4 protein-coding genes are annotated in these 3,208 nt (G+C 38.8%); all 4 read left to right on the forward strand.

What is annotated here, in order from left to right; all coding sequences use genetic code 11:
- The first annotated feature begins 212 nt into the window (after positions 1-212).
- Genes lacA through lacD form a run of 4 tightly spaced genes read left to right on the forward strand, consistent with a single transcriptional unit; the run spans position 213 to position 3,106 of the window.
- Entirely contained in the window at positions 213-638 is a 426-nt protein-coding gene (gene lacA, locus HT687_RS11545) for a galactose-6-phosphate isomerase subunit LacA (protein ID WP_000029277.1), read from the forward strand.
- A 30-nt stretch (positions 639-668) separates the two neighbouring features.
- Positions 669-1,184, forward strand: a complete 516-nt coding sequence (lacB, locus tag HT687_RS11550) for a galactose-6-phosphate isomerase subunit LacB (RefSeq protein WP_001216914.1) — start codon at positions 669-671, stop codon at positions 1,182-1,184.
- 10 nt (positions 1,185-1,194) lie between these two features.
- Positions 1,195-2,124, forward strand: a complete 930-nt coding sequence (locus HT687_RS11555; RefSeq protein WP_172924223.1) for a tagatose-6-phosphate kinase — start codon at positions 1,195-1,197, stop codon at positions 2,122-2,124.
- A gap of 1 nt (position 2,125) precedes the next feature.
- Positions 2,126-3,106 (forward strand): tagatose-bisphosphate aldolase, encoded by a 981-nt coding sequence (gene lacD / locus HT687_RS11560; RefSeq protein ID WP_001229114.1) that lies wholly within the window; start codon positions 2,126-2,128, stop codon positions 3,104-3,106.
- Positions 3,107-3,208: the final 102 nt, after the last annotated feature.

Genomic DNA, 3,208 nt, shown 5'->3' on the forward strand with positions numbered 1-3,208 from the left:
TCGTTATTGGGCGGTTACGGTTGAAAAATTAGGGTTTGAGATAGAAGTTTTATAAAAAAGTAAAAAAATAAATAACAAAAACAAACACAAACTGTTGACTTTTTCAAACAATAGTAGTATATTATGTTTGTGAGGACTAATTGACTGTTTTTTAAAGACAGCCAATACACTGCTGGAATCCAGCATAGAAAAAATAAAAAGGAGTATACAATATGTCTATTGTTATCGGTGCAGATGCTGCAGGTTTGAGATTGAAAGAAGTTGTGAAAGACTTCTTAGAAAAAGAAAATTTCCACGTTGTGGATGTTACAGCTGAAGGTCAAGACTTTGTTGATGTGACTCTCGCTGTTGCTGCAGAAGTAAACAAAGAAGAACAAAACCTTGGTATCGTGATTGATGCTTACGGTGCTGGTCCATTTATGGTCGCAACAAAAATCAAAGGAATGGTTGCTGCAGAAGTATCTGACGAACGTTCAGCTTATATGACTCGTGGCCACAACAATTCACGTATGATCACTATGGGTGCACAACTTGTTGGTGATGAATTGGCTAAAAACATCGCTAAAGGATTTGTTAACGGTAAATACGACGGTGGTCGTCATCAAATCCGTGTCGACATGTTGAACAAAATGTGCTAATTAGATTACAGTAAGAAAGGTAAGATAAAAATGAGAATTGCAATTGGATGTGACCACATCGTAACAGATGAAAAAATGGCGGTTTCAGAATTTTTGAAATCAAAAGGATATGAAGTCATTGACTTTGGTACATATGACCATACACGTACTCACTACCCAATCTTTGGTAAAAAAGTAGGGGAAGCAGTAACTAGTGGTCAAGCTGATCTTGGGGTATGTATCTGTGGTACAGGTGTTGGTATCAACAACGCTGTAAATAAAGTTCCAGGTGTCCGTTCTGCCTTGGTTCGTGATATGACAACAGCTCTTTATGCTAAAGAACAATTGAACGCTAACGTTATCGGTTTTGGTGGTAAGATTACTGGTGAATTGCTCATGTGTGATATCATCGAAGCTTTCATCCATGCTGAATACAAACCATCTGAAGAAAACAAAAAATTGATTGCGAAAATTGAACATGTTGAAAGTCACAATGATCGACAAACAGACGCAAACTTCTTCACTGAATTCCTTGAAAAATGGGATCGCGGAGAATACCACGACTAAGAGGTGACCTATGATTTTAACAGTCACAATGAACCCATCCATTGATATTTCCTATCCCTTGGATGAGTTGAAGATTGATACTGTCAATCGTGTGGTGGATGTAACCAAAACGGCTGGTGGTAAGGGACTCAATGTTACTCGCGTACTTTCAGAATTTGGTGATTCTGTTCTTGCTACTGGTTTAGTGGGTGGCAAACTTGGTGAGTTTTTGGTTGAACATATCGATAATCAAGTAAAAAAAGATTTCTTCTCAATTCAGGGAGAAACTCGTAACTGTATCGCTATTCTTCACGGAGACAACCAAACAGAAGTTCTTGAAAAAGGTCCTGTAGTATTGGAACAGGAAGGTCAAGACTTTTTGGAACATTTCAAAAAACTCTTGGAGTCAGTTGAAGTAGTAGCTATCTCAGGTAGTTTACCAGCTGGCCTTCCAGTTGATTACTATGCGAGCTTGGTAGAAGTTGCTAATCAAGCTGGCAAGCCTGTTGTTTTGGACTGCTCTGGTGCAGCACTTCAGGCGGTTCTTGAATCACCACATAAACCAACAGTCATCAAACCAAATAATGAGGAATTATCTCAGCTTCTTGGAAGAGAAGTTTCTGAGGATTTGGATGAATTAAAAGAAGTACTTCAAGAACCTTTGTTTGCAGGTATTGAATGGATTATCGTTTCACTTGGTGCCAACGGTGCCTTTGCCAAACATGGTGACACTTTCTACAAGGTAGATATTCCTAGAATTCAGGTAGTCAACCCTGTCGGATCTGGAGACTCTACTGTAGCAGGAATTTCTTCAGGACTTCTTCATAAAGAATCTGATGCAGAACTTTTAATCAAGGCAAATGTCCTTGGAATGCTTAATGCTCAAGAAAAAATGACTGGTCATGTCAACATGGCCAACTATCAAGCTCTATATGATCAATTAATAGTAAAAGAGGTATAAAATGGCTTTAACAGAACAAAAACGTGCACGCTTAGAAAAACTTTCTGATGAAAATGGTATCATCTCAGCTCTTGCATTTGACCAACGTGGTGCTTTGAAACGCCTCATGGCTCAACACCAAACAGAAGAACCAACTGTGGCTCAAATGGAAGAATTGAAAGTCTTGGTAGCAGATGAATTGACTAAATACGCTTCATCTATGCTTCTTGACCCTGAATATGGACTTCCAGCGACTAAAGCTCTTGATGAAAAAGCTGGTCTTCTCCTTGCTTATGAAAAAACAGGTTATGATACAACAAGCACAAAACGCTTGCCAGACTGCTTGGATGTTTGGTCTGCAAAACGTATTAAAGAAGAAGGTGCAGATGCAGTTAAATTCTTGCTTTACTATGATGTAGATAGTTCAGACGAACTCAACCAAGAAAAACAAGCTTACATCGAACGTATCGGTTCAGAGTGTGTGGCTGAAGATATCCCATTCTTCCTTGAAATTCTTGCTTACGATGAAAAAATTGCTGACGCAGGTTCTGTAGAATACGCGAAAGTAAAACCACACAAAGTTATCGGTGCTATGAAAGTCTTCTCAGACCCACGCTTTAACATTGATGTATTGAAAGTTGAAGTTCCTGTTAACATTAAATATGTTGAAGGCTTCGCTGAAGGTGAAGTGGTTTATACACGTGAAGAAGCAGCAGCCTTCTTCAAAGCACAAGATGAAGCAACTAACTTGCCATACATCTACTTGAGTGCTGGTGTATCAGCTAAACTCTTCCAAGATACTCTTGTATTTGCCCATGAATCAGGTGCAAACTTCAATGGAGTTCTTTGTGGCCGTGCTACATGGGCTGGATCAGTTGAAGCTTACATCAAAGATGGTGAAGCAGCAGCTCGCGAATGGCTTCGCACAACTGGTTTTGAAAACATTGACGAACTCAACAAAGTTCTTCAAACAACAGCAACTTCATGGAAAGAACGCGTGTAAGAAAGTCCTTCTAGTTTAGGAACATGAGTCTAAAAAAATTTTAAAAAAAGTTACATGTAAAGGTTTACAAAATAACTTACTTGTGCTATAATCCCATCTTTG

The sequence above is a fragment of the Streptococcus sp. 1449 genome (assembly GCF_013276805.1).
Classification (GTDB): Bacteria; Bacillota; Bacilli; order Lactobacillales; family Streptococcaceae; genus Streptococcus; species Streptococcus pseudopneumoniae.